19 protein-coding genes, 3 tRNA genes and 1 pseudogene are annotated in these 25,161 nt (G+C 66.5%); 13 read left to right on the top strand and 10 right to left on the bottom strand.

Going from position 1 to position 25,161, the window contains the following annotated elements:
- Positions 1-15 precede the first annotated feature (15 nt).
- Complete coding sequence (locus Q1V78_RS04330) at positions 16-1,296, top strand: deoxyguanosinetriphosphate triphosphohydrolase (RefSeq protein WP_300612038.1); 1,281 nt, start codon at positions 16-18, stop codon at positions 1,294-1,296.
- Positions 1,297-1,309: 13 nt separating this feature from the next.
- On the opposite strand, the gene Q1V78_RS04325 is transcribed toward Q1V78_RS04330, so the two are convergent.
- Both Q1V78_RS04325 and Q1V78_RS04320 read right to left on the bottom strand, forming a co-directional pair.
- Positions 1,310-1,810 (bottom strand): ribonuclease domain-containing protein, encoded by a 501-nt coding sequence (locus tag Q1V78_RS04325; RefSeq protein ID WP_300612036.1) that lies wholly within the window; start codon positions 1,808-1,810, stop codon positions 1,310-1,312.
- Positions 1,811-1,839: 29 nt separating this feature from the next.
- Complete coding sequence (locus Q1V78_RS04320) at positions 1,840-3,567, bottom strand: FAD-dependent oxidoreductase (protein ID WP_300612034.1); 1,728 nt, start codon at positions 3,565-3,567, stop codon at positions 1,840-1,842.
- 154 nt (positions 3,568-3,721) lie between these two features.
- On the opposite strand from Q1V78_RS04320, the gene dnaG reads away from it, so the two are divergent.
- Positions 3,722-5,734 (top strand): DNA primase, encoded by a 2,013-nt coding sequence (dnaG, locus tag Q1V78_RS04315; RefSeq protein WP_300612032.1) that lies wholly within the window; start codon positions 3,722-3,724, stop codon positions 5,732-5,734.
- 104 nt (positions 5,735-5,838) lie between these two features.
- Here the strand turns inward: dnaG and Q1V78_RS04310 are convergent, their stop codons facing one another.
- Positions 5,839-6,168, bottom strand: coding sequence for a hypothetical protein (locus Q1V78_RS04310; RefSeq protein ID WP_300612030.1), 330 nt, complete (start codon positions 6,166-6,168; stop codon positions 5,839-5,841).
- Between the two features lie 295 nt (positions 6,169-6,463).
- On the opposite strand from Q1V78_RS04310, the gene Q1V78_RS04305 reads away from it, so the two are divergent.
- From Q1V78_RS04305 to Q1V78_RS04290, 4 genes are all read left to right on the top strand, one after another.
- The gene (locus Q1V78_RS04305; RefSeq protein ID WP_300612028.1) at positions 6,464-7,564 is read left to right on the top strand and encodes an S-(hydroxymethyl)mycothiol dehydrogenase; all 1,101 of its coding nucleotides are present in this window, start codon (positions 6,464-6,466) and stop codon (positions 7,562-7,564) included.
- A gap of 70 nt (positions 7,565-7,634) precedes the next feature.
- Complete coding sequence (locus Q1V78_RS04300) at positions 7,635-8,318, top strand: MBL fold metallo-hydrolase (RefSeq protein ID WP_300612026.1); 684 nt, start codon at positions 7,635-7,637, stop codon at positions 8,316-8,318.
- A gap of 162 nt (positions 8,319-8,480) precedes the next feature.
- A complete protein-coding gene (locus Q1V78_RS04295; protein ID WP_300612024.1) occupies positions 8,481-10,907 on the top strand; it encodes a cation-translocating P-type ATPase in 2,427 nt (808 codons plus the stop codon).
- A 4-nt stretch (positions 10,908-10,911) separates the two neighbouring features.
- Positions 10,912-11,283: a metal-sensitive transcriptional regulator gene (locus tag Q1V78_RS04290; protein ID WP_300612022.1), complete on the top strand. Its 372-nt coding sequence runs from the start codon at positions 10,912-10,914 to the stop codon at positions 11,281-11,283.
- Between the two features lie 109 nt (positions 11,284-11,392).
- Here Q1V78_RS04290 and Q1V78_RS04285 read toward each other — a convergent pair.
- Positions 11,393-11,466 (bottom strand) — tRNA-Ile (locus Q1V78_RS04285).
- A gap of 118 nt (positions 11,467-11,584) precedes the next feature.
- Between Q1V78_RS04285 and Q1V78_RS04280 the strand changes: the two genes are divergently transcribed.
- Positions 11,585-11,656: transfer RNA gene (locus Q1V78_RS04280), tRNA-Asn, on the top strand.
- Positions 11,657-12,550: 894 nt separating this feature from the next.
- Positions 12,551-12,622 (top strand) — tRNA-Asn (locus tag Q1V78_RS04275).
- Between the two features lie 34 nt (positions 12,623-12,656).
- Here Q1V78_RS04275 and Q1V78_RS04270 read toward each other — a convergent pair.
- The 3 genes and pseudogenes from Q1V78_RS04270 to Q1V78_RS04260 all read right to left on the bottom strand — a co-directional run bounded on the left by Q1V78_RS04270 (position 12,657) and on the right by Q1V78_RS04260 (position 15,754).
- Entirely contained in the window at positions 12,657-13,907 is a 1,251-nt protein-coding gene (locus Q1V78_RS04270) for a BCCT family transporter (protein WP_300612020.1), read from the bottom strand.
- Between the two features lie 85 nt (positions 13,908-13,992).
- A pseudogene (locus Q1V78_RS04265) lies at positions 13,993-14,538 on the bottom strand (BCCT family transporter); the annotation flags it as partial.
- Between the two features lie 475 nt (positions 14,539-15,013).
- Entirely contained in the window at positions 15,014-15,754 is a 741-nt protein-coding gene (locus Q1V78_RS04260) for an LppP/LprE family lipoprotein (protein ID WP_300612018.1), read from the bottom strand.
- Positions 15,755-15,948: 194 nt separating this feature from the next.
- Between Q1V78_RS04260 and Q1V78_RS04255 the strand changes: the two genes are divergently transcribed.
- Together Q1V78_RS04255 and Q1V78_RS04250 are read left to right on the top strand one after the other, a co-directional pair.
- Positions 15,949-16,947 (top strand): hypothetical protein, encoded by a 999-nt coding sequence (locus tag Q1V78_RS04255; RefSeq protein WP_300612016.1) that lies wholly within the window; start codon positions 15,949-15,951, stop codon positions 16,945-16,947.
- The gene (locus Q1V78_RS04250; protein WP_300612014.1) at positions 16,931-17,914 is read left to right on the top strand and encodes a hypothetical protein; all 984 of its coding nucleotides are present in this window, start codon (positions 16,931-16,933) and stop codon (positions 17,912-17,914) included. The genes Q1V78_RS04255 and Q1V78_RS04250 overlap by 17 nt, the downstream gene beginning before the upstream one ends.
- 98 nt (positions 17,915-18,012) lie before the next feature.
- On the opposite strand, the gene Q1V78_RS04245 is transcribed toward Q1V78_RS04250, so the two are convergent.
- From Q1V78_RS04245 to aceE, 3 genes are read right to left on the bottom strand one after another with little or no spacing between them, the layout of a single operon-like run.
- Positions 18,013-18,894 carry a serine hydrolase gene (locus tag Q1V78_RS04245; RefSeq protein ID WP_300612012.1) on the bottom strand — a complete coding sequence of 294 codons (882 nt, stop codon included), beginning with the start codon at positions 18,892-18,894 and terminating at the stop codon, positions 18,013-18,015.
- 44 nt (positions 18,895-18,938) lie between these two features.
- Positions 18,939-19,349, bottom strand: coding sequence for an acyl carrier protein (locus Q1V78_RS04240; protein ID WP_300612010.1), 411 nt, complete (start codon positions 19,347-19,349; stop codon positions 18,939-18,941).
- A 36-nt stretch (positions 19,350-19,385) separates the two neighbouring features.
- Entirely contained in the window at positions 19,386-22,175 is a 2,790-nt protein-coding gene (aceE, locus tag Q1V78_RS04235; RefSeq protein ID WP_300612008.1) for a pyruvate dehydrogenase (acetyl-transferring), homodimeric type, read from the bottom strand.
- 176 nt (positions 22,176-22,351) lie between these two features.
- On the opposite strand from aceE, the gene Q1V78_RS04230 reads away from it, so the two are divergent.
- The 3 genes from Q1V78_RS04230 (at position 22,352) to Q1V78_RS04220 (ending at position 24,945) form a co-directional block, all read left to right on the top strand.
- Complete coding sequence (locus tag Q1V78_RS04230; protein ID WP_300612006.1) at positions 22,352-22,804, top strand: DUF3052 domain-containing protein; 453 nt, start codon at positions 22,352-22,354, stop codon at positions 22,802-22,804.
- A 105-nt stretch (positions 22,805-22,909) separates the two neighbouring features.
- Positions 22,910-24,472: an AMP-binding protein gene (locus tag Q1V78_RS04225; RefSeq protein WP_300612004.1), complete on the top strand. Its 1,563-nt coding sequence runs from the start codon at positions 22,910-22,912 to the stop codon at positions 24,470-24,472.
- Complete coding sequence (locus Q1V78_RS04220; RefSeq protein WP_300612002.1) at positions 24,469-24,945, top strand: peroxiredoxin; 477 nt, start codon at positions 24,469-24,471, stop codon at positions 24,943-24,945. Before Q1V78_RS04225 ends, Q1V78_RS04220 begins: the two co-directional genes overlap by 4 nt.
- Positions 24,946-25,161 lie beyond the last annotated feature (216 nt).

Here is a 25,161-nt window from a genome sequence, read left to right as displayed (position 1 = left end):
CTAACGGAGCGCGAGATGCAGGGGTATCAGTACACGGAGCACGACTGCGCGCGCCGTCATGCCGTCGCACCCAAAACCCTGGGGTTGGCAGGATCGGTCCCGGACGGCAGGGAGGACTTCGACCGCGACCGGGCGCGCGTCCTGCACTCCGCGGCGCTGCGCCGTCTGGCCGATAAGACCCAGGTTGTGGGGCCTGGGTCGGGGGATACGCCGCGCACCCGGCTGACGCACTCCCTGGAGGTTGCCCAGATCGCCCGTGGCATCGGCAAGACCCTGGGTGCGGATCCTGACCTGGCGGACCTGGCGGGGCTGAGCCACGACATCGGCCACCCGCCCTATGGTCACAACGGCGAGCGCGCCCTGGACGAGGCCTCAGCCAGCATCGGCGGCTTCGAGGGCAACGCGCAGACCCTGCGCATTCTGGCCCGGCTAGAACCAAAGACCCTCGGGGCGGACGGCACCTCCTACGGGCTGAATCTCACCCGCGCGGCCCTGGATGCGGCGTGCAAGTACCCCTGGGGCCCGACCGCCCCGGACGGCACCCCGCGACGCAAGTACAGCGCCTACGAATCCGACCTGCACATCTTGGAGTGGATTCGTCAGGGTGCGCCCGATGGTGCGCAGTGCCTGGAGGCACAGATTATGGACTGGTCGGACGATGTTGCCTACTCCGTCCATGACGTCGAGGACGGCATGCTCTCTGGTCGCATCACCCTGGGCGTGCTGTGGGACCTGGTGGAGCTCGCCACGCTCGCGGACAAGGGCGCCCACCACTTCGGCGGGGAGCCCGAGGAGCTGCTGGCCGCAGCGGACCGCTTGCGGCAGATGCCCGTGGTTTCCCGGGCCGCGGACTTCCGCCACAGCCTGCAGGACCTGGTTGCACTGAAGTCCATGACCTCGGAACTGGTCAGCCGCTTCGTCACGGCCGTGGTCACCGCGACCCGCCGGGAGTACGGCACCGGACCGCTGGGCCGTTATGCCGCGAACCTCGTCATCCCCGCGGAAGTTAAGGCCGAGGTCACGCTATTGAAGTCCATCGCCGTGCTCTACGTGATGGACGAGAAGCTGCACCTGGCGGAGCAGGATCGCCAGCGGGAACGCATCTTCCGCGTCACGGAGTTCTTGGCCCGTGGTGGTGCCGGGGCGCTGGATCCGGTCTTCCGTCTCTGGTACGAGAACGCGGCCACCGATGTCGAGCGCCGTCGCGTGGTCATCGACCAAGTCGCCTCTCTCACCGAATCCCGGCTGGAGCGCTTGGACGCCTCTGCCGCCGGTGTCAGCGCCGCGTGGGCTTAGTGTTTTCTCCGCGTTAGTCCTCGGCGTCGGGGATCTCGCAGAAGCTCTCGAAGTGGTCGGAGGTGTAGTACCAGACCTCAGGGTCGGTCTCCGTGCCACCACCGACGACGAGGCGACGCTCGCCCCGGTGGTTCAGACCCGGGGTTTTGACGGTGTACTCGCGGTAGTAGCTGGACTTTTCCTTCGGTAGGAGGCCCTCGTAGTTGCCGAAGTGCTTGCCGTCGTGCGGGCCGTCGTCGGAGGGGGCGCCGGTGAGGATGTCCTCGATCTGCTCCCGGGCCTCCTCCGGCAGGGTGTCCACGGCGCACTCGGAACCAGCAGCGCTATCCGCACCCGCGTTCTGCTGGGAGGCGTTGGATGACTGGCCGGACTGGGAACTGCCGCCCTGCCCACCGGCGTTATCGTCATCGCCGAAGAGACCGAGTTGGCTCGCCCCTGCCAGTGCCAGGGCGACGACCACGCCGCCAACCGTTCCGTACTTACCCGCTTTAGCACCGTTATTCTTCTGCGCCATAACAGCCAGTTATACCGGGCGGGGTGGGGCTAGTTGCCCACCGGGGTAATCGGCAGGCGCAGTGCGGCCGGGGCGGTGGCCGGCACCATCGGGGAGGCCGGCTCCACGGCCTCGATGCGCTGATAGCCCTCCGACTGCTCCGGACGCGGGTCCTCCTCGCCCTTATTCGGCCACATCGCCGCTGCGCGCTCCGCGTTCGCGGTGATGGACAGGGAAGGGTTCACACCGGGGTTGGCGGCCATGGACGAGCCGTCGACCACAAAGAGATCCGGCAGCCCCCACACGCGGTGATAGGGATCCACCACACCGTCGTCCGGGGAGCTGGAGATCGAGCAGCCACCCAGGAAGTGCGCGGTCAGCGGAATATCGACCACCTCGGACCACACCCCACCTGCCAGGCCGCCCTTGCGCAGCGAGGCCAGGATGCGGGTGGCCTTGTTGCCCTCCGGGATCCAGCTCGGATTCGGCTCGCCGGTGCCCTGCTTGGAGGTCAGCCAGGTGAATTTGCCCAGCTTGCGTGGGTAGGTGGTCAGGGAGTTATCGCGGGACTGCATCACCAGGTTGATCACCGTGCGCTGCGACCAGCGGCGCAGGTTCACCAGGCGGGGCACATGGTGGAACTGGAGGATCACCTGGCGGAGGAACTCGAGCACGCGGGGGCGCAACTTATCGCCGTCGGTCATGAGTGTCTGGAGTAGGCCCATGGAGTTCGAGCCCTTGCCGTAGCGCACCGGCTCGATGTGGGTATCCGGGGCGGGGAAGTAGCTGGAGGTGATGGCCACGCCCTCGGAGAAATCCCATTCCGGGTCGTACTTCTTGAACTGCGCGCCGAGCAGGGCCTCGGAGTTCGTGCGGGTCATCGTGCCGAGGGAGTCCGGCAGCTGCGGGAGGTTGCCGTTAATCTTCTGCCGGTGCAGCAGGTTCTGGGTTCCCCACGCACCCGCAGCGACGACGACCTTGTCCGCGGTGAAGCGGCGGGTTTTCTTCTTGCCCAGCAGGCCTCCCGTGGCCTTCGTATCGACGTTCCAGCCGCCGCCCGGCTTGCGGGTGATGTCGGTGACCGTGGTCAGTGGGTGGACCTCGGCGCCGCCCTTCTCCGCGAGGTAGAGGTAGTTCTTCAGCAGGGTGTTCTTCGCGCCGTGGCGGCAGCCGGTCATGCACTCGCCGCACTCGTGGCAGGCGGCGCGCTGCGGGCCCGCACCGCCGAAGTACGGGTCCTCCACGGTCTCCTTCGGCTTGCCGTTCAGCCCCACCTTTTCGCCGAAGAACACGCCCACCGGTGCCATGCGGAAGGTATCGCCCACGCCGAGCTCCTCGGCGGTCTGCTTCGAGAGCTTGTCCGCCGGGGTCATGGTGGGGTTGGTGACCACGCCCAGCATGCGGCGGGCCTGGTCGTAGTAGGGGGTGAGTTCCTCCTTCCAGTCGGTGATGTGTGCCCACTGCTTGTTGCGGAAGTACTCATCCTCGGGCTGGTAGAGGGTGTTGGCGTAGTTCAGCGAGCCACCGCCCACGCCGGCGCCGGCGAGGATCATGACGTTGCGCAGCAGGTGAATGCGCTGGATGCCGTAGCAGCCGATTGCGGGCGCCCAGAGGAACTGCTTGAGGTGCCAGGAGTTCTTCGCGAAGTCCTTGTCCGCATAGCGCTTGCCGGCCTCCAGGACGCCGACCTTGTAGCCCTTCTCGACGAGGCGCAGGGCGGTGACGGAGCCGCCGAATCCGGAGCCAATGATGAGGACGTCGTAGTGGGTTGCGGCCATGGCGACCTACCTTCCCGGGTCTGTGGTGCACGCGATGGGAAAACATCGTGGCAGTTAAGTATGTCAGGGAACCTATGTTAAAAAGCCGGACCGGTTTTGTCTGGCGAATGGGCGTTCCGCTCGACCACATCCCTTGTCTGGCGGGTGTATTAGCATGTCCCTTATGGGTAAGGGCAGGATCCCGGAGCGGGACATCGAGGCGATTCGCGAGGCGACGCCGATCGAGGAGATCGTGGGGGAGTACGTCCAGCTCACGCCCGGCGGCGTCGATTCCTTGAAGGGCTTGAGCCCCTTCAAGGATGAGAAGACCCCGTCCTTCCACGTCCGCCCGAATAAGGGCTACTTCCACTGCTTCTCCACCGGCGAGGGCGGGGACGTGTTCAGCTTCCTCATGAAGATGGAGCACCTGACCTTCCCGGAGGCCGTGGAGCAGGTCGCCGAGCGCATCGGCTATCGCATCAACTACGAGGGCGGCGGCCCGGGGAGGCGGGAGAAGCCAGGCACCCGCCAGCGCTTGGTCGCGGCGAATAAGGCTGCCTTCGAGTTCTACCGGGAGCAGTTCGCTTCTGACGTCCAGGGTGCGGACGTGGCCCGCCAGTTCCTCATCGACCGTGGTTTCACCCAGGAGCATGCTGATCAGTTCGGCTGCGGCTACGCCCCGCCCGGCTGGGACACCCTCACCAAGCACCTGCTGCGCAAGGGCTTTGAGTTCCAGGAGCTGGAGGCCGCCGGCCTGTCCCGCATGGGCTCCAAGGGGCCAATCGACCGTTTCCACCGCCGCCTGCTGTGGCCAATCCGCTCGGTGGCAGGCGACGTCATCGGCTTCGGTGCCCGCAAGTTGTTCGAAGACGACAAGCTGGGCAAGTACATGAACACCCCGGAGACCTTGCTGTACAAGAAGTCCAAGGTGCTCTTCGGCATCGACCAGGCCAAGCGCAGCATCGCGGAAAAGCACCAGGCCGTGGTGGTGGAGGGCTACACGGACGTCATGGCCATGCACGCCGCGGGCGTGGACACCGCGGTGGCCTCCTGTGGCACGGCCTTCGGCTCCGAGCACCTGGCGATGCTGCGGCGCTTCATGCTGGACGACCGCTACTTCCGTGGCGAGATTATCTACACCTTCGACGGCGACGAGGCCGGCCAGAAGGCCGCGCTACGTGCCTTCGAGGGCGACCAGCAGTTCACGGGCCGCAGTTACGTCACCGTCGCGCCGGGCGGCCAGGACCCCTGCGATATTCGCCTGGAGCGTGGCGACGAGGCGGTGCGGGAGCTGGTCTCCAACCGCATCCCCATGTTTGAGTTCGTGATCCGCACCCTGCTGGAGGGCTACGACACCGCCGTCGTGGACGGCCGTATCCATGCGATGCGGCGGATCATCCCGGTGCTCGCCGGGATTAAGGACGATGCCCTGCGCGACGAGTACTCCCGCCAGGCCGCCGGTTGGGTGGGGTTCGACGACCCGGATGACATCGTGGCCCAGGTGCGCGAGGAGGCTCGGCGCGGCCGGTCGGAGAAGCCGAAACTGGAGCTGAAGCGCGGCGCGGCGCGTCGGGAGAGGCTCGCGGAGGAGGGTACTCCGGCAGGTCAGGGCGCGGCGAACCAGGGTGGTGTGCCTGGTGGCGAGGACGCCGGCGGTCACCTGAGGGTCGTGGCGGGCATGGAGCGACCAGACCCGAAGGACGAGTTCCTGTTGGGGATCCGGGAGGTGCTGAAGCTGGGTCTGCAGGAGCCGGAGCTGGCGGGGCAAATCTTCGACCTCATGCCCCCGGAGAGCTTTGTGCATCCGACGTATATCGCGATCGTGAACGCGATGGCTGCGGCCGGCGGCACCGCGCAGGCCAAGTCCGGTTCGGGCTGGTTGGACGCGGTGAGCCATAACGTGCCCGATGCGATGGGGCAGGCAGTGGTCTCCGAACTCGCAGTGGAGGACCTGCAGTGTCAGCAGGAGCGGCTGCCCTACTATGCCCCGGCGATCATGGCGCGGATGCAGGAACGTTGGGTGAGCAACGAGGTCGCGGAGCTGCGTGCGCAGATGCAGCGCATGCGCCCGGATGAGGACAAGGAGGCCTATATGGCCACCTTCGCCGACCTCACCGCGCTGGAGAAGTACCGGCGCTCGCTCAACGAGCGGGCCAACGCCTACGGGGATTTCACCTTCGGCAACTAATTTGCCCGCCGCTTATGGGCTGTACTGCGGGCATCCAGCACTCGGGCCAGCGCCGGAGGCGGGGGCGGTCGGCGAGCAGCGGAAGAGGGGGCGAGACCCTAGCCCTAGCGGGGCTTCTTGGGGGAGCGGGGGCGCTTGAACTCGGACGCGGAGCGCCGCGGACGGTCGTTGGGGTGGGCGTTGTCCGGCTCGACGATGCTGTGCCCATCGGCCAGCGAGCTTCGGGTGCTGGCGTTCAGATCGCGAACCTCGTGCATGCGCGGGTCCGGGTCCAGGCGATTGGCCAGCGCCTTGCGGCTGGCACGTAGCGCGGACTGGGCGACCTCGGAGTTGATCGCGGTCTCATAGCCACGCCGGATCTGCTCGTAACGGCGCCGCCCGGCCTTGGTTCCCATCAGGTAGCCGGCTGCGGCCCCGACAACGAACTGGATCATGAAGTTCAAGCCCTCCCAAACGTGGTGTGCACTCGGCCACCGCTTGCCCGGATGTTCGTCGGCTGCGGTGGAGCTTTAAAAGCCCAGTCTACGTCATAACCCCGCCACGGGAATCAGCTTCGCCTGAGCGCGAGGGGCTTAGATGCTACCGGCAAGTACGCCGCGGGGCGCGCGGTGGGAAGTTATGCCACGATGGAAAGTGCAAGTCAGCGCCACGCTGCCGGGGTTGACGTCCTAAAAATGACGGAATGTGGCAGCGGCGGCGCCAGAAATTTAGATACAGCAGGAGGAAAGCATGACACAGAGCGTTAAGGCAGTGGTCTCGCGCGGCAAGGGCGACCCGGTGGAGCTGGTGGATATTCAGATCCCCGCCCCGGGCGCGAATGATGTGGTTGTGCAGGTGCAGGCCTGCGGCGTGTGCCACACCGACCTCGCATACCGCGATGGTGGCATTACGGACGATTACCCCTTCCTGCTGGGCCACGAGGCCGCGGGCGTGGTCTCGGAGGTCGGTGAGGACGTCACCCACGTCGCCGTCGGCGATTACGTGGTCCTGAACTGGCGCGCGGTGTGCGGCGAGTGCCGCGCCTGCAAGAAGGGCCAGCCACAGTACTGCTTCGACACCTTTAACGCCTCGAAGAAGATGACTCTCACCGACGGCACCGAGCTGGAGCCCGCCCTGGGCATCGGTGCCTTCGCCGAGAAGACCCTGGTCCACGAGCGCCAGTGCACGAAGGTGGACCCGGAGGCGGACCCGGCGGCAGCGGGTCTGATGGGCTGTGGAGTCATGGCCGGCCTGGGCGCTGCGGTGAATACCGGCGAGATCCAGCGCGGTGAGTCCATCGCCGTCATCGGCCTGGGTGGCGTGGGCATGGCCGCCGTCGCCGGTGCCGAGGTCGCGGGAGCCAGCACGATCATCGCGATCGACATCTCCGAGGACAAGCTCAAGCGCGCGAAGGAAGAGTTCGGCGCGACCCACACCATCAACTCCCGCGGGCTCACCACCGACGAGCTGGTGGAGAAGGTGCAGGAGCTCACCGGCGGCTTCGGCGTGGACGTCGCCGTGGACGCGGTGGGAATCCCGGAGACCTTCAAGCAGGCCTTCTACATTCGCGACCTCGCCGGCCGCGCGGTGCTGGTGGGCGTGCCGACCCCGGAGATGACGCTGGAGCTGCCGTTCCTGGACGTGTTCTCCCGAGGCGGTGCGCTCAAGTCCAGCTGGTACGGCGACTGCCTACCGGAACGGGACTTCCCGACGTATATCGACCTCTACCGCCAGGGCCGTTTCCCGCTCGACCGCTTCGTCGACGAGCGCATCGGCATCGCGGACGTGGAGGCCGCCTTCGAGAAGATGCGCGGCGGCGAGGTCATGCGCTCCGTGGTGGAGTTTTCTTAAAAACCCCCTTGCTGCGGGGCGCGCAGCGCTTGTTGCCGGGGTACTGGCATCCCAATGAAGGAGAAGAATCATGAGCGATAACGCGATCACGGACATCATTTCCCCAGGACAGCTCTCTGACGCGGGCGAGAATCTGCGGATCACCCGGGTGATCACCAACGGCACCTTCGCCCTGGATGGCGGCGAGTGGGACGTGGAGAACAACATCTGGGTCATCGGCGATGATAAGGAGTGCTACATTATCGACGCCGCCCACGAGCTGGACCCGATCCAGGAGGCCGTCGACGGCCGCGAGGTCAAGGCCATCCTGTGCACCCACGCGCACAATGACCACATCACCGTGGCGCCGGAGCTTTCCCAGATTTTCGGCGCGGACATCTACGTCCACCCGGCGGACCGAGTGCTCTGGGACCAGAGCTACCCGGACCTGGAGCCGAAGGAACTGGCTGACGGCGACGTCTTCGAGGTCGGTGGCGTGGAGCTGAAGACGATGAACACCCCGGGCCACTCGCCGGGCTGCTGCGTGTTCTACGTGCCGGCTGCGGACGTGCTGTTCTCCGGCGACACCCTGTTCAACGGTGGTCCTGGGGCGACGGGACGTTCCTTCTCGGACTTCGATACGATCATCGAGTCGATCAAGACGAAGCTGCTGACGCTACCGGCGGAGACGAAGGTGCTCACCGGCCACGGCGATTCCACCACTATCGGGGACGAGGCCCCACACCTGGACGAGTGGATTAAGCGCGGCTACTAGTGCGCTGAATTGGGGCCTAATGGGCCTCGGTCGAAGGGGTTGTGGGAGTTTTCCCACGGCCCTTTTTCTTGTCTTAAGGTGCGCCCTTCTTCGCGGTTCTCTACCGCTGGGGAACCCTTGCCACATACCCCCAGGGGGTATAGGGTCGGTGGTGGAAAGGGGATGGTCAACGTGCCAGAACACCAGGATCGCTCAGCGGCCGCGGCGGCCCAGCCAGTTCTCGACCTGGACTACAAGATCACCGGAATGACCTGCGCCTCCTGCGCGAACCGAATCGAGCGCAAACTCAACAAGCTGGACGGGGTAACGGCTTCCGTCAACTACGCCACGGAGAAGGCGCACGTCGAGCAGGACGGCGCCGCCGAGGCGGTGACGGATGAGCAGATTCGGGAGATTATCTCGGGCATGGGCTACGGGGCCCAGCTCTCCCAGCCGCTGCCTTCCCAGGCCGCAGTCGGTAACCCGCAGGGCGGGGCCGGCGAACAAGGGGTGGCGGGCGCACCTCGGCCAGAGGCCGAACCGACGTCCCAAACCCCGGCGGAGCAAGCGGCAGAGCGTGAGCTGGAGGGCCTTCGCAACCGTCTGATCGGCTCCCTGTGGCTCGCGATCCCGGTGATCGTGCTGGCCATGATTCCGAACCTGCAGTTCACGAACTGGCAGTGGCTGTCGCTGACGCTGGCTGCGCCCGTGATCGTGTGGGGCGGCTACCCGTTCCACCGCGCGACCTGGCTGAACATCAAGCACGGCGCGGTGACGATGGACACCCTGATCACCGTGGGAACCGGGGCGGCCTTCCTGTGGTCGCTGGTCGCACTATTCTTCGGCAGCGCCGGCGAGCCGGGGATGAGCCACACCTGGAGCCTGTTCAATACTCACAGCGACCCGATGGGGGATATCTACCTCGAGGTCGCCGCGGGCGTGATCATGTTCGTCCTGGCCGGGCGCTATTACGAGAAGCGCGCGAAGCACCGCGCTGGCGAGGCGCTGCGTGCATTGGGTGAGCTGGGGGCGAAGGACGTCGCCGTCGTTGACGACGCCCAGGGTGGCAACGCGCGTCGCATCCCGATCGGCCAGCTGGCTGAGGGCATGTACTTTGTGGTGCGCCCGGGCGAGAAGATCGCCACGGACGGGCGCGTGATCGCGGGCAGCTCCGCAGTGGATGAATCCATGCTGACCGGCGAATCCGTGCCGGTGGAGGTCGCCCCGGGCGATGTGGTGACGGGTGCGACCGTGAACGCGTCGGGCCGGTTGATCGTGGAGGCCACCCGCGTGGGCTCCGATACTCAGCTGGCGCAGATGGCCAAGCTGGTGGAGCAGGCACAGTCCGGCAAGGCCGATGTGCAGCGGCTCGCAGACCGCGTGTCCGCGGTGTTCGTCCCGGTGGTCATCGCCCTGGCGGTCATCACGCTGTTGGCATGGCTGCTGATCACGGGGGATGCGGGTGCTGCGATGGCCTCGGCCGTGGCGGTGCTGATCATCGCCTGCCCGTGCGCGCTGGGGCTTGCAACCCCGACCGCGCTGCTGGTCGGTACGGGCCGGGGTGCCGCGATGGGCGTGCTCATCCGCGGGCCGGAGACCCTGGAGCAGACCCGTGGCGTGGACGCCATCATCCTGGATAAAACCGGCACCATCACCACCGGCGAGATGACGGCCACCCAGGCCTGGCGCGCGCCGGCTGCGAACTCGATCGAGGACGGCTCCGGCAAGGTCGGGATCAGTGAGGCGGACCTGTGGCGTATCGCGGGTGCGGTGGAGAATCACTCCGAGCACCCGATCGCCCAGGCGATCGCCGAGCGTGCCCGCACGGAGTCCGGCGGCGAGCTGCCCGAAGCGAAGGACTTCGAGTCCGTCCCAGGGCGCGGCGTGACTGCCACCGTTGCCGGCGTGACCGTCCAGGTCGGCCGCGGTTTCGAGACCGCCGACGGCACCACCGTTGGCTCCGAGACCGTCGAGCGCAGCGGGCTGGGCGGCACCGTGGTTCCGGTGCTCGTCGACGGCCAGCTGGCTGGTGCGATCGCCGTCGAGGACGCGGTGAAACCGGACAGTGCGGAGGCCATCGCACAGCTCAAGGAGCTCGGTCTGGAACCGATGCTGGTCACCGGTGACAACGAGCAGGTCGCACGTGAGGTCGCCGACGTCGTGGGGATTAACCCCGACAACGTGCGGGCGGGCGTGATGCCCGCCGATAAGGTCACCGCGGTCAAGGATCTGCAGGCCACGGGCAAGCGCGTGGCGATGGTTGGTGACGGCGTCAACGATGCCGCCGCGCTGGCCCAGGCGGACCTCGGTATCGCCATGGGCACGGGGACGGACGTGGCCATCGAGGCTGCAGACATCACGCTCGTGCGCGCCGAGATGAGCGCGGTGGTGGACTCCATCCGCCTGTCGCGCAAGACCCTGCGCACCATCAAGATGAACCTGTTCTGGGCCTTCGCCTACAACGTCGCGGCGATCCCGCTGGCAGCCTTCGGCTTGCTGAATCCGATGCTGGCGGGTGCGGCCATGGCGCTGTCCAGTGTGTTCGTGGTCTCGAACAGTCTGCGGCTGCGTGGTTTCAAGTCCATCCAGCCCGAGGTCGAGGAGAACTAAGCGCGTGAAAAATTCGAAGGCGGCAAGCGCAAACGACTGCCACGCGCCGCAGCACAGCGGGCCTGTGGCCAACGGCAAGGTCGATCACAGCGAGAAGCCACTGAGCGGCGATGGCGACCGGGCCAAGGTAATCGCGCGGCTGAAGCGCATCGAAGGCCAGGTACGCGGTGTGCAGCGGATGGTCGCCGAGGAGGAGTACTGCATCGATGTGCTCACCCAGATCGCAGCACTGCAGTCCGCGCTGAAGGGGGTGGGGCTGGTGCTGCTGGAGGAGCACATGGCCCACTGCGTGGTGCAGGCCGCCCGCACCTCGGACGAGGCGGTGGAGGAGAAGCTGGCGGAGGTCTCCCAGGCGATCGCGCGCTTCACCCGCTAGCCGCCTAAGGCCGGGGTGAAGGATGCGAAAATCCCGGCGGGTAGGGTCTCGTTCCTGGACCCAGCCCCGCCGGGGGAGACGCCGTTTCAACGGCGTCGAATGATCTTTGTGGGACTAGCGGGGCTCGAACCCGCGACCAGCGAATTATGAGTTCGCGGCTCTAACCGACTGAGCTATAGTCCCGCCACCAGGTCATTGAACCACACCGTGCCCTTAAAGCCGATATTGTGCTTCTGACCTGCTGATTTGGCGCTTATGGGCTTGCTGGGTAGAGTGTCTATTCGTTGCCAAGATGGCATATTCCCCCATAGCTCAATGGCAGAGCACTCGACTGTTAATCGAGTGGTTGCTGGTTCGAATCCAGCTGGGGGAGCCGCACCAAAACCCAGGGTTCGCAAGCCCTGGGTTTTCTGTTTCTAAAGCCTCACCGTGTGGCGGATTCTGCTGGAAAAATCGAAGATCCTTCGACGTTGAAAACTGCTTGTTAGGATCAGTTTCATGCACCAGCTACGGGAAGATATGGGGTACGTTCTCGACTATTTGAATTTCGTCGGTGAGCGAACACCGAGAATTTACCTCAGAAATCCGTATCAGTATGCACGTCGGGGGATGAAAGTCGAAGGGGATATTTGGTGGCCTGGGGGGAGAGCGGTCGCTCGCTGACTTGTGGATTTGGCGGGAACATCTCAATCGAGGAAGGTACTTAGCTGTCGGTTCGCATCAGCAAATTGTAGGCCTCTGGCCCGATTCGAAGTCACATCATCAACGCCATTGGAAGGTGAGCTTAGGGGAGGACTACTGCTGGGTTGCTGAAGAAGCTTTGGAACGAGTATCATAATTCTTTGTTAAGCGTGCAAAAAGTCGCTTCCGTCCACCGGCCGTAAGGAAAGCGTGCGCATGCTGGGCGCAGGAACTACATGCGGCAGCGCCCACGACAAAGCCGTTATTCTTCTACGGGGGTGTAAGGAAAGCGGCTCAGTTGGAGGCTCCAGTTAACGCGTTTGATGAACGGAAGGTGCCGGAGGAGGCCTTCGAATCCTGGTTTAAAGCCTTCCTACACTGGGTGGATCGCGTGACAGCCTGACGCCCTCGGAGAGCTGGGTGAGGTCAAGAACTTGGCTTCGTCCAGTGTGACTCTCCACTGGACGCGCATACAGAAGGCCTGCGGTCAGCTTTTCTCTTGCGATGCAGGCTTCGCTGACCTGCGGTATAGGAGTGCCAAGATTTGGTGGACAGGGTAAGCCTTAGTAAGCTTCCTCCTGAGCATTCCCCCATAGCTCAATGGCAGAGCACTCGACTGTTAATCGAGTGGTTGCTGGTTCGAATCCAGCTGGGGGAGCAAAAGGCCCAGGCCGTATAGCCTGGGTCTTTCTTTATTTGCGGGGGCGGGAACTATCGTCCTTTTCCTCCGGAGCATCGCCGCTCTCCGCATCGTCCGGGGAGGCATCCTCCGAATCTGATTCCACGCCGGAGTCAGACACGTATTCGGTCCAGTAGTCCTCCATCGCACGGGCGTCGTTGGCGATCTCCGCCTCTGCTTCAGCCCGGGCCTCAGCGTCGGCGACAGCCTTCTCGAACGCCTCCCGTTCGATCTGCTCACTGGCCTTCTCCTCGGCCCGGTGGACCATGAAGTCCTCCGAGGCGTTATCGGTGTACCACTTGTGGAAGGACTCGTCCTCCACATCAACTGCCTCGGCAGCACCCTGGCCGGCCGGCACCTGGGTGGCGCCGAAAATGAAGTGGCCATCGTGCTCGTCCAGGCCCCGGCGCACGCCCCGGTGGATCGCCTCCACGGCGAAACGACGACGAAGCATCACCGGGTCATTGTGCAGGTCCTTCGTCCAGGTCACCATCACACCGATGAGGATGACCGCGAACGGTAGCGCACAGGAAACCATGATCGCCTGAAGCGCGGAGAGCGCATCGTCGCCACCGGCGAGAAGCAGGAACAGGGCGACTGAACCCAGGGCGGTGCCCCAGATGATCGGCACAGGCAGGGAGGGGACCGGGCGACCGCTCTGGGACATCGAACCCATGACGTTCGTTGCGGAGTCCGCGGCCGTGTTGAAGAAGATGATGATCGCGATCAGCGCGATGATGTTGACCAGACCGGAGAACGGCAGCTTGTCGATGAGATCGAACATGACGTTCTCGCCCGAGCCCTTGATCTCGATCGGGTCGCCGTTGAGGCTGTGCCAGATGGTGGTGCCGCCAAAGACGACGAACCAAACGAGGGACAGCCCCGACGGCACGAGCAGCACCACGGTGACGAATTGGCGCAGCGTGCGGCCCTTGGAGATCTTCGCGATGAACATGCCCACGAACGGGGACCAGGAGATCCACCAGGCCCAGAAGAGCATGGTGTAGGCGGTGACGAACTCCTTCTCCTCCGGGCCCTGGGAGGGGTTGGCGGACATCATGTTGATGAAGTTTTGGATCAGCTGCAGCACGGGCGGTGGCAGCAGATCGAAGATGAATAGCGTTGGGCCGGTGAGGAGCACGAACAGGCCTAGGGTGATGACCAGACCCATGCTCGTATTCGACAGGATGCGGATGCCGCGCTTGACCCCCGAGGTCGCGGAGAAAATGAAGACCACGGTGAGGATGGAGATGATCGCCATCATCACACCGTCGCCCCTCCAGGGGCTTGCCGGTGATGATCGAGGTGCCCGTGCGGATCTGCAGGGCGCCGATGCCCAGGGAGGTCGCGGTGCCGAAGAGGGTGACCAGGACGGCGAAGATATCGATGATCTTTCCCGCGACCCGGTTATTCGGGTCGGTGATCAGCGGCTCGAAGAGCGAGGAGATCAGTGGCAGGCGGCCACGGCGGAAGGCTGCGTAGGCCAGGGAGCCACCCACCAGCGCATAGACCACCCACGGCATGATTGCCTGGTGGAGGATTGCGGCGGTCAGTCCCGGGAACACAGCGTCATGGCTGCCCCCTTCTACACCCGCGAACGGTGGCGGGTTGAGGAAGTGGGTCAGTGGCTCCATCGGGCCATAGAAGATCAGACCGATGCCCAGGCCCGCGGTGAAGAGCATGGAGATCCAGGCGAAGGTGGAGAACTCGGGCTCGGAATCATCCTGGCCGAGCCGAATCTTGCCTGTCAGCCCGAGCCCCACGAGCAGCAGGAAGACAAGTGTGGAGACCATGATCGCGGTGAACATCCAGCCGAAGTGGACGACGACCCACTCGCGCATGGCCCCGCCGGTTTCGGCGAGGCTTTCGGGTGCGATGATCGCCCACGCCAGCACGGCGATGGCGGCAGTGAGCGCTACGGCGAAGACCGGCTTGTTGGTCTTGGACTCCGCGTCGGTGTTTTCGACGTCGATGCCTGGGATCAGCGCCGGGTGGATGGAGCGCTCGCCGCTGGAGGCCTGCGCCAGGGCGGTGCGGGATCACCTGGTCATCGCGGCTTGGGTTTCGCGGCGCCGGGCGCGTTCCTGGTGGGCACGTTCGGCCGCCCGCTGCGCGCCGGCAGCGGCTTCTTCCTTACGCCGTTGTGCGGCTGCCTGTTCGGGTGGCAGGCCGCGGGGGTTGTCTGACACGGTGGGGTCCTTCCTCACACTTGCTCGCCGAAACGTTAAGTGATTTCGGCATAAAGGAATTCAGTGTAGTGAAAGGACGCACACAGTACCCTAAAACGCCGGTCAGCACCCGGTGTCAGACGGCCGTGGGAGGCGCTGAGGCCAGTACTGCGCTGCCGGGCCGGGGTTACCGTGGCTGAGCTTAGCTATGCGCCCCGGCCAGGCGAGGCGCACTGCTGTCCACATTCGGTGGGAGGGTGGATTCCTCTTGGACGCCGTTGCCGGTCGCCCGGGTCGTGACGGAGCCAGTCGCACCCTGCGCGGTGCGGTAGGTGACCTGGACGGCGTCATCCCCAAGGCGCTGAATTCCGGTGACGGCGGTGATCAGCCGCGGTTGTGGGGAGTTCACCGGGTTGCCGTTGTGATAGAGCAGCACTGCTTCCTTTGGCCCGTCGTGCTCGCCGGCGATGTGGATCCAGGACAGCGTCTTGCAGGGGTTATAGCGGTTGGCCTTCAGCGTGTAGTGGAAGCTGCCGCCGCCAGCCATGGGGATGGTGGTGTTGTTCAGTGGTGGGGCGCTGCGGTTGCGGCAGTTGTAGTCCGGCGCGCTCGCCGCCGGCGTGCCCGGGGTGGTGGCCGCTCCGTTGCTGCGGTCGGGTTGTGGCGCAACGTTGTGGGGCGACGTCGCCGGCTCCGGCGTGCCCTCGTCCGCTTGGTCGGTATCGCTGGCCAGGGTGGGCTTGGGGGTGGCGTGGCTCGTCGAGGTGGTGGGGGACGCGCTGCTGCTCGTCGTGGGTGGAGCGCTCGAGGTGGTCTCGGGACTCTTGCCGGTGGGTTCTTCTGATCCTGAGCCGCACGCGGTCGCGGTGGCGAGCAGGGGGAGGGTGCACGCCAGGAAAAGTAGCTGGCGTGACCGAGATCGGGCATGCGCTGGGTGGGCCACGGTCGCCTCCTTTTTTGGGCCTGCCGGTTGGGGTGCTGATCACACAGTGCCAGTGACACGGTGCCGATCACACGGGGGACCGCGGACCCGCGGTGAGCTGTTGTGAAAGCCAGTCTAACGGTCAGGGGTGCGACGCGTTTGTTGAGGGGCTCGGGTGCATGGTGTTGTCTGCGGCGTGCGCTAACTTTAGGGGCATGACGAAGCCACAGAATCACCACTCTGATGACCCCGGCGCCGAGGGCGGGGACGCCTCGGGCCCGCAGCCACCGCAGTACCGCCGTCCCGGGGACACTCCAGCCGACGATGGTGCAAGCCAGCCGGGCGCCAATCCCTGGGCCCAGCCGGGCGCTGGGCCGTCCGCGCAGCAAGGCTCCGGCCAGTGGGGGCAGCAGGAGCCGGGCCAGTGGGGGCAGGCTGGCGCGGGTTATGGCGCAGGCGCAGCCCAGCAGTGGGGGCAACAGAATCCTTATGGCGGCCAGGCACAGAGTGGCCAGTGGCAGGGCCAGGATTACGGTGGCCAGGGCTATAACAATCAGGGTTATGGTGGGCCGAACTACGGCAATCAGGGCTACCCGGAGCAGGGTTATGCGGGCCCGGGTGGCCAGTGGCAAGGTCAGGGCTATGCCCCGCAGGGTTACCCGGAGCAGCCGGAGGAGAAGTCCAGCGGGCGCAATATCCTGATCATCGTGCTGGTGGTTCTGGCGCTGCTGGCCGCCGCGGGCTTCGCCGCATTCTGGTTCACCGGCAAGCCTGGCGGGGGAAAGAGCTCCGAGCAGACCACCGTGAGCTCGGCCGAGGGCACGGATGCCCGCGGCTCCGAGCAGGAAAACGCCGACGCCGGGAGGGACGATCGCGACGAGGACGCCAACCGCGAGGACGACGAGGCCGATTCCCGTCCGAAGAACCCGCGCCTTCCAGGGTATGCGACCCCGGTGAACGATTCGGCGCGGGGCTCCAACCCGGGCGGCGACCTGAACAGCGTCTGGAAGTCAGGACCGACCAGCGATAGCTTCGCCCTCGCGGTGCGCGATGCCTACGTGGACGCCTACCTGGACGGCGACGAGGAGGAGTTCAACCACGTGGTCGAGGCATATAGCGACGTCACGGGCACCAGCTACACCATGACCTGCCGCGATAACGGCCAGTACGTGCACTGCACCGGCGGGAACGACGCCAATGTCTACATCGCTTAACCGGCGCGCGGTGGTCGCGGGAACCCTCCTGGCCACCGGCCTGGGGTTGGCGTCCTGCACCATTCCCACCGACCATCGGGAAGAGGAGGAGCCGACCGTGGCACAGACGGGCCCTCGCGAGTCCGTGGGACCCAAGCCCACCCGCGGGGCAGAACCGGACCCGGACGGGGAGCGGCGCGGACCGCAGCCGACGGGGGAGGAGACCGCGGAAGGCGCACCCATCGACCAGGCGAAGCTTGAGGCAATCGTTCAGGAGGTCTCGGCACGGTTCGGAGCTCAGGTTGGCGTGAGCCTTGGCAGCGGTGCCGGGGCCGTGCAAGCCGGTGCGCTGCGGGGCGAGTCCGAGCCCGCGTGGTCGACGATCAAGGTGCCACTAGCTATCGCCGCGCTGCGCTCCGGGGGAGGGGATCACTCCGCCGCCACCCGAGCTATTCAGTCCTCGGATAACGCCGCGGCGGAGCAGCTGTGGGCCTCGCTCGGCGGTGAGGCTGCTGCGGCCGAAAAGGTCGCGGCGGTGATCCGCGAGTACAGCGGGCAGGAGGTGTCGGTGCAGCCGACCGTCACCCGCCCGGGGTTCAGCGCCTACGGGCAGACCCGGTGGTCGCTGGGGCAGCAGGCCGCGTTCGCCGCGGGCCTGGCGGAGGGTGCGGGGCAGGACCCGGCCGCCGGTGAGGTCTACCGGCTGATGGGGCAGATCATGCCGGGGCACGCCTATGGCATCGGCCAGCTGGCGGGGTCCGCGTTCAAGGGCGGTTGGGGGCCGGACGAGTCCGGTGGCTACCTGGTCCGGCAGTTCGGCGTGGTGCCGGCCCGCGCGCTTTCCGGTGGCGGGGCCGGGCACGGCGAGGCTGGCGCAGCGGGCGCAGTGGTGCCGATCGCGATCGCCGTGCGCGCTGCGGATGGCTCCTACGAGACGGGCCAGCAGGTGCTCAACGCGGTCGCACAGAAGCTCAGCGCTGGGGTTTAACCGCTGGGGCTTAATCGCCGAGGTTGAGCCGCCGGGCCGCGCCTCCTGGGAGTTGCCGGGCCCAAGCAACGCCCAGCCCTCCGAATGCCCGGGCAGGCCTAGTCGGCCATCGCCTCCCACAGCTGGGCGTTGAACTCCGGCCAGCGGTCCTTGGACCACTCGCCGAAAGGCTCGTCGGTGAGCACCACCGCGGCCAGCCCCTGCTCCGGGGCGAACCACAGGAAGGTGCCGGACTGCCCGAAGTGCCCGGCCACGGTGGCGGGCATGTTCTTCCCCAGCCAGTGGGGGTGCTTCTCCCCGTGAATCTCAAAACCCAGGCCCCATGGGCACGGGGTCTGGCGGCCGTAGCCAGGCACCACACCCACCAGGTCAGGGAATTGCACGGTCAGTGCCTCGGCCACGGTCTGCTCCGCGAGCAGCTTCGGGCGCAGGAACTCCTGGGCCAGGGTGGTCACAGCGGACGCTGAGGCGCTGAAGCCGTGGCCGGCGGAACCCTCGACGGTGATCTCGATGCCCAACGGCTCGCAGATGCCAAGCTTCACGTACTCCGCGAAGGACATCTCGGTGGCCTGCTCGATGAAGCTGGCCAGCACCTCGTAGCCCGCCGAGGAGTAGATCCGCCGGGTCTGCGCCGGGCGCATCTGCCGGTGCTTCCGGAACTCGATGCCGGAGGCATGCGACAGCAGCTCGCGGACCGTCGGCGGCTCCTCGAAGGAGGGCACCAGCTCGGCCGGGACCTTCTCGTCCAGCTCGAAGGCTCCCTCCTCGACGGCCATCAGGGTGGCATAGGCGGTGACGAGCTTCGAGACGCTGGCCAGCTGAAAGACGTGCTCCATGTCGCCGTGTGTGACGACGTCAACCTCGCCTTCCGCACCGTCGGCGCCGTCCCCACCGCCGAGCGTGATGGCCGCTGCCGCCACGTTCTTCACCGGCCAGTCCGCGACCTGATTCAGGGCATCCGTGATTGCGGAATCAGTCATGCTTCCTCGCAGTGTTCCTTTCTCGGTGCTTACCTAGCCGCCGACTAGTTGCCCGCCTGCCGGGCCTCGATGAGCTCCGTGAATTCCCCCACGGTCATGCTGGCCTGCAGGTCAACCTCGTCGATGCGCACCCCGAACTTATCCTCGGCCTGGGTGATGATGTCGATCCGGGACAGCGAATCGATCGCCAGATCCTCCTCGATCCGGGCATCTGGGGTGATCTCCTCCAGGGGCAGACCAGAGGCGGCCTCGATGATGCGGGCCAGCCCGGCAGCCACCCCGGCCTCCTCCTCGGCGGGAGCTTCCGCTGCCTTAGCCTTCGCAGCAGACCCCGAAGCCTTCGCAGCGGGTTCCTCGCCCGCCGCGCCGACCGAGCCGCCGAGGGCCGCGGCGAGCTTGGCCTTGGCGTCCTCGGAGAGGCCGGATTGCGGGGTGGCAGAAGAATTCTCGGGCATTGCTTACCTTCCTGAACGTCCTGAACGTCCTGAACTTTAAGCCTTCGTCGGGTCGCCGACGTTCAGGTCCTCGGCGGCCGTGATGGCAATCTGCCGATCAATCTTTCCCTCACGGGCCAGGCTGAGCAAAGTAGCAACCACGATGGACTCGGCGTCGATGTTGAAGTACCGGCGGGCGGCGGCGCGGGTATCGGAGAATCCGAAGCCGTCGGCACCCAGGTTGATGAAATCACCCGGCACCCAGCGGCGCACCTGCTCGTGTAGCGCGGTGGCGAAGTCGCTGACCGCGATGAACGGGCCCTCGTAGCCCTCCAGTATCTGCTGGATGTACGGCGTGCGCGGCTCCTCGCCCGGGTTGCGCAGCTCCTCCAGCCCGGCCTCCTGGCCGTCGCGGGCCAGCTCGTTCCAGCTGGTCACGGAGAAGATATTGGTGTTGACCCCGTACTCGGCGAGCATCTGCTTGGCACGGATGGCCTGGGCCATGCCCACACCGGAGGCGAGGATGTTCGCCGTGTGCTCCAGCTCCTCGGCCTCGCCCGCATCCCCAGTGATGCCCTCGTCGGTGCCGACCAGCTTCTCGGCTGGGCTCCACAGATAGATGCCCTTGAGCAGGCCCTCGACGTCCAGGTCCTCAGGCTGTGCAGGCTGGTGCATCGGCTCGTTGTAGACGGTGAGGTAGTAGATGACGTCCTCGCCCTGGCCGTCGCCGTCCGGGCCGGAGCCTTCACCGTACATGCGCTGCACACCGTCGCGCAGGATGTGGGCGATCTCGTAGGCGAACGCCGGGTCGTAGGTCACGACGGCCGGGTTGGTCGTCGCCAGGACAGGGGAGTGGCCGTCCATGTGCTGCAGCCCCTCGCCGGTCAGAGTGGTGCGCCCGGCGGTCGCGCCAATCAGGAAACCACGGCTCATCTGGTCGGCGGCCGCCCAGATGGAATCCCCGGTGCGCTGGAAGCCGAACATCGAGTAGAAGATGTACAGCGGGATCATGGCCTTGCCGTGGGTGGCGTAGCTGCTGCCCGCGGCGATGAAGCTGCCCACCGAACCGGCCTCGGTGATGCCCTCGTGGAGGATCTGGCCGTCCTTGGCTTCCCGGTAGCTCAGCATGAGGTCGTGGTCGACCGGGGTGTAGTTCTGCCCGTGGGTGTTGTAGATCTTCAGCGTCGGGAACCAGGAGTCCAGCCCGAAGGTGCGGGCCTCGTCCGGGATGATCGGCACCATGCGCTCGGCCATCGTCTCGTCGCGCATGAAGTCGCGCACGATGCGCACCAGGGCCATAGTGGTGGCGACCTTCTGCTTGCCGGATCCCTTCAGGGCGCTGCGCATGGTCTCCACCTCGGGCACGGCGAGCGGCTCGAAGCGCTGGCGACGCTCCGGCAGGAAGCCGCCGAGCTCCTTGCGGCGGTTGAGCATGTACTCGATCTCCGGGGCGTCCGGGCCGGGGTGGTAGTACGGCGGCAGCTCCGGGTCCTTCTCCAGCGCCTCGTCGCTGATGGGGATGTCCTGCTTGGTGCGGAACTGCTTCAGGTCCTCGAGGCTGAGCCTCTTCATCTGGTGGGTGGCGTTGCGGCCCTCGAAGTTGTGGCCCAGGCCGTAGCCCTTGATCGTGTGCGCGAGGATGACGGTCGGCTGGTCCTTCGTCTCCATCGCGCGGGCGTAGGCGGCGTAAATCTTGCGGTAGTCGTGGCCGCCGCGGGGCAGCGCCCAGATCTCCTCGTCGCTCATGTCCTCGACGAGCTTCTTGGTGCGGGGGTCGCGGTTGAAGAAGTGCTCGCGGACGTAGGCGCCGTCGTTGGCCTTGAATGTCTGGTAGTCGCCGTCCGTCGTCTTGTTCATGACGTCGACGAGGGCGCCGTCCTTGTCCTTTTCGAGCAGTTCGTCCCACTCGCGGCCCCAGATGACCTTGATGACGTTCCAGCCGGCACCGCGGAAGTAGGACTCCAGCTCCTGGATGATCTTGCCGTTGCCCGTCACCGGCCCGTCGAGCTGCTGGAGGTTGCAGTTGATGACGAACGTGAGGTTGTCGAGCTCCTCGCGGGCGGCGACCCGGATCGCGCCCAGCGACTCGGGCTCGCCCATCTCGCCGTCGCCCAGGAACGCCCACACGTGCTGGTTGCTGGTGTCCTTGATGCCGCGGTTGGACAGGTAGCGGTTGAACCGCGCTTGATAGATCGAGTTGATGGCGGCCAGCCCCATGGAGACGGTCGGGAACTCCCAGAACTCCGGCATCAGCCGCGGGTGCGGGTACGACGAGAGCCCCTGCCCCGGACCGTGCTGGACCTCCTGGCGGAACCGGCCGAGCTGCTCGGCGGTCAGCCGCTTCATCAGGTAGGCGCGGGCGTAGATGCCGGGGGCGGCGTGGCCCTGGATGTACAGCTGGTCGCCGCCGCCGGGGTGGTCCTTGCCGCGGAAGAAGTGGTTGTAGCCGACCTCGTAGAGGCTCGCGGCCGAGGCGTACGTCGCGATGTGGCCGCCCACCTCGAGGCCCTTGCGGTTGGCGGAGGAGACCATCACCGCGGCGTTCCATCGGATCAGCCGGCGGACCTCGCGCTCCATCTCCTCGTCGCCGGGGAACCACGGCTCGCGCTCCGGGGGGATGGTGTTGATGTAGTCGGTGCTGCGCAGGGCGGGGACGCCGACCTGCTTCTCGCGGGCGCGCTCCAACAGGCGCAGCATCACGTAGCGGGCCCGCTCGCGGCCCCGCTCGTCGACCATCGAGTCGAACGAGTCGACCCATTCCTGGGTCTCCTCAGGGTCGATGTCGGGGAGCTGGGTCGGCAGTCCCTCATGGATCACGGGGCGGGAGGAGCTGGTATCCGGACTCACCTGGCCATCGTCGCACGCGTGACCAGCACGGGAAACACGCTGTCGGGTGGATGGGCAGCCCGCCGGGCGTCACCCTCGCGCCGGGTTGCACAGTCGGGCCAACTCAGGTGGACTACTGCCACGAACGGCTGGCAGCCGTGGACGCGTCATACCCGGACCGGAGAGCGAGGAGACCGTTGAGTTCCACCGCGGGAGGCGAAACCTCCCAGCAGGCCCCAGGAAGCTCAGGGGCGGGTGCTGCGGCGGCCAAGCTGGGCTTCACCGTGGGCACCGTCGTCCAGGAGCTCGGCTGGGACAACGACACCGACGACGACCTCCGGGTCGCCATCGAGGACGCGATCGACGCCGACATGGTCGACGGCGACTACGGCAACGTCGTTGACGCAGTGCTGCTGTGGTGGCGCGACGACGACGGCGACCTGGTCGACGGCCTGGTCGACGCGCTCACCGACCTGGTCGGCGGCGGTTCCATCTGGCTGCTGACCCCCAAGGTAGGCAGGTCCGGCTCCGTCGACCCGTCCGACATCGCCGAGGCGGCCCCGATCGCGGGGCTGTCGCAGACCACCACGGCCGCTGTCAGCAGGGACTGGTCGGCCACCCGGCTGGTCGCCCCCAAGACCCGTCAGTGATCCTGACCCCATGGTGAGCCCGTGGTGAAGCTCTCGCTGGACCCCTTGGTGTCGAGCGCCGCCAAGACCGGTACGGCGGCCCAGGTGCTGCTCAAGTCCGGTGTCGTGCGGCCGCTCCTACCCTCGCAGGTGATCACGCTCGGCCGGGTGCTGGCCAAGTGGGGGACCGGCCCCGCGGGCGGCTTCCATGCGATGGCCGTGCTCGACCCCGACCGCGACGGCGTGGTCGACGAGCGCGGCACGATCTCCTTCGGCGAGATGCACCTGCGGGGCAACGCCCTCGCCCGGGCGCTGGCCGAGCGCGGCGTCGGCGAGGGCGACGCCGTTGCGGTGATGTGCCGCAACCACCGCGGGTTCGTCGACGCGACGCTGGGGGTCGCCAAGCTGGGTGCCGACCTGCTCTGCCTCAACACCGCTTTCGCGGGCCCCCAGCTCGTCGATCTGCTCGAGCGGGAGCGGCCGCGTGCGGTCATCCACGACGAGGAGTTCGCCGGACTGCTCGCCGGCGCCGACGTGCCGCTGCGCGTGCTCGGGTGGACCGACTCCGATCCAGACACCGAGGGCAGGGTCGACGGCGCCGAGACGCTGGAGGCACTGGTCTCGCGCTATCCCGACGCCGACCTCACGCCGCCGGGGCGCCACGCGCGCATCGTGATCCTGACCTCGGGCACCACCGGCGCCCCCAAGGGTGCTCCCCGCAACGAGGCCGGCATCGGCGCGGCCGTCTCGCTGCTGTCGCGCATCCCCCTCCGCTACGGCATGCGCACCCACATCGCCGCACCCCTGTTCCACACCTGGGGGTTCGCCCACTTCATGCTCTCGGCGTTGATGGGCGAGACCATGGTGCTGCGACGGAAGTTCGACCCGGAGGAGTGCCTGCGGGTGACCCAAGGCGAACGCTGCGAGGCGATGGTCGTGATCCCGGTGATGCTGCAGCGCGCCCTCGGCCTGCCGCAGGAGGTCAAGGACTCCTACGACCTGACCAGGGTCGAGGTCGTCGCGGCTTCCGGATCCGCCCTGCCGGGCGACCTGGCCCTGAGCTGGATGGACCAGTTCGGCGACAACCTCTACAACCTTTACGGCTCCACCGAGGTCGCCTACGCATCGGTAGCCACCCCTGAGGATCTCCGCGAGGCGCCCGGCTCGGCCGGCCGCCCGCCGTACGCCACGGTGGTGAAGATCCTCGACGACGACGGAAGCCCGGTGCCCGACGGTGAACCTGGCCGCATCTTCGTCGGCAACAAGATGCTCTTCGAGGGCTACACCGGCGGTGGCCACAGGGAGGTCCGCGGCGGGCTGATGGCGTCCGGCGACGTGGGCCGGTTCGGCACCGACGGCCGGCTCTACGTCGAGGGGCGCGACGACGAGATGATCGTCTCTGGCGGGGAGAACGTCTTCCCGGCAGAGGTCGAGGACTGCCTGGCGCGCCACGTGCGGGTCGTCGAGGCCGCAGCCGTCGGGGTGGACGACGAGGACTATGGTCAACGCCTGCGAGCGTTCGTGGTCGTCTCCGAAGACGTCGCCGAGGACGAGCTGCGCGAGTGGGTCAAGCACAACCTCGCCCGCTACAAGGTGCCACGCGATTTCGTGTTCCTCGACGAGCTGCCCCGCAACGCGACGGGCAAGATCCTCAAGCGCGAGCTGGCCGACAGGAGTCCGGGAGAATGAGCGGCATCGAGATCGGCGGGCCGGCGCCCGACTTCACCCTGCGCGACCAGTTCGGCCAGGACGTCACGCTCTCGTCGTACCGTGGCTCGAAGGCAGTGCTGCTCGTCTTCTACCCCTATGCCTTCTCCAACGTCTGCACCGGCGAGATGACTCAGATCCGCGCCAGGCTCGACGAGTTCATGACTTTCGACTCCGAGATCTTGGCGATCTCGTGCGACCCGACGCACTCCCTGCGCGCCTTTGCCGAATCCGACGGGCTCAACTTCCCGCTGCTGTCCGACTTCTGGCCGCATGGTGAGGTGACGCGCCAGTACGACGTGTTCGACGACGCCAAAGGTCGCCCTCGGCGCTCGTCGTACATCGTCGACAAGCGGGGGATGATCCGCTGGTCGGTCCACAACCCGACCTCGGTCGGACGCGACCTCGACGAGCACCTCCGGCAGCTTCATCCGGTCGCCGACGAGGTGGCCTGAACGGCGTCTGACGCCACCCGGAGAGCCCACCCCTGGGGGTGGGCTAGACCGGTTTCGAGAAATTTCAAGGATTGGGTGTCCGGATGCAGACAGGCTTGAACCGGCCGGGTAGTGTTCCTCCCGTCGAACCGCTGGTGACCCGAGACGCCAGCGGTTCGACTCATTTCCGCGTGGTTGTTCGCGAGGTCTCCCAGCCTCGCCGAGGGCGGTGCAAGC

Origin of the sequence: Corynebacterium sp. (assembly GCF_030152825.1) — a bacterium.
Classification (GTDB): Bacteria; Actinomycetota; Actinomycetes; order Mycobacteriales; family Mycobacteriaceae; genus Corynebacterium.
This window is presented reverse-complemented; position numbering and strand designations above follow the sequence as displayed.

Excerpts from the sequence above, each read along its gene's own strand:
- Q1V78_RS04245 (WP_300612012.1), bottom strand. The coding sequence starts at position 18,894 with ATGACTGATTCCGCAATCACGGATGCCCTGAATCAGGTCGCGGACTGG.
- Q1V78_RS04300 (WP_300612026.1), top strand. The coding sequence starts at position 7,635 with ATGAGCGATAACGCGATCACGGACATCATTTCCCCAGGACAGCTCTCT.
- Q1V78_RS04250 (WP_300612014.1), top strand. The coding sequence starts at position 16,931 with ATGTCTACATCGCTTAACCGGCGCGCGGTGGTCGCGGGAACCCTCCTG.
- Q1V78_RS04305 (WP_300612028.1), top strand. The coding sequence starts at position 6,464 with ATGACACAGAGCGTTAAGGCAGTGGTCTCGCGCGGCAAGGGCGACCCG.
- Q1V78_RS04255 (WP_300612016.1), top strand. The coding sequence starts at position 15,949 with ATGACGAAGCCACAGAATCACCACTCTGATGACCCCGGCGCCGAGGGC.
- Q1V78_RS04330 (WP_300612038.1), top strand. The coding sequence starts at position 16 with ATGCAGGGGTATCAGTACACGGAGCACGACTGCGCGCGCCGTCATGCC.
- Q1V78_RS04270 (WP_300612020.1), bottom strand. The coding sequence starts at position 13,907 with ATGATGGCGATCATCTCCATCCTCACCGTGGTCTTCATTTTCTCCGCG.
- Q1V78_RS04220 (WP_300612002.1), top strand. The coding sequence starts at position 24,469 with ATGAGCGGCATCGAGATCGGCGGGCCGGCGCCCGACTTCACCCTGCGC.
- Q1V78_RS04320 (WP_300612034.1), bottom strand. The coding sequence starts at position 3,567 with ATGGCCGCAACCCACTACGACGTCCTCATCATTGGCTCCGGATTCGGC.
- Q1V78_RS04325 (WP_300612036.1), bottom strand. The coding sequence starts at position 1,810 with ATGGCGCAGAAGAATAACGGTGCTAAAGCGGGTAAGTACGGAACGGTT.
- Q1V78_RS04295 (WP_300612024.1), top strand. The coding sequence starts at position 8,481 with ATGGTCAACGTGCCAGAACACCAGGATCGCTCAGCGGCCGCGGCGGCC.
- dnaG (WP_300612032.1), top strand. The coding sequence starts at position 3,722 with ATGTCCCTTATGGGTAAGGGCAGGATCCCGGAGCGGGACATCGAGGCG.
- Q1V78_RS04240 (WP_300612010.1), bottom strand. The coding sequence starts at position 19,349 with ATGCCCGAGAATTCTTCTGCCACCCCGCAATCCGGCCTCTCCGAGGAC.
- Q1V78_RS04310 (WP_300612030.1), bottom strand. The coding sequence starts at position 6,168 with ATGATCCAGTTCGTTGTCGGGGCCGCAGCCGGCTACCTGATGGGAACC.